The organism is Paraliomyxa miuraensis (assembly GCF_026337845.1).
GTDB lineage: Bacteria > Myxococcota_A > Polyangia > Nannocystales > Nannocystaceae > Paraliomyxa > Paraliomyxa miuraensis.
On record NZ_JAOVZF010000012.1, the window covers coordinates 1 to 215 of the forward strand.

General features: G+C 67.4%; 1 protein-coding gene. It reads right to left on the bottom strand.

Translation table 11 applies throughout. From position 1 onward, the window contains the following. On the bottom strand, positions 1–215 hold a 215-nt coding region (locus OEB96_RS00045), incomplete at both ends, for a hypothetical protein (protein WP_266213328.1).

Below are 215 nucleotides of genomic sequence, written 5' to 3' on the forward strand. Positions count from 1 at the left end.
TCCTCGGCCAGAACGTCATAGAAATGCTGACCGGGAGACAGCGGCGGCATGGCCTCCGGAAACACGGAATTCAAGCCATTCCCGGGCCCCAGGAACGCACTGGGGAACCCGACGTCGCTCGGGGGCCACGTGTCGGGCGGGTTGTCGTGGGTGTTCTGCGGGTTGCACTCATCGGGCGGGGCGCCGACCAGCGGCGCGGGGTGATGGACGACGAT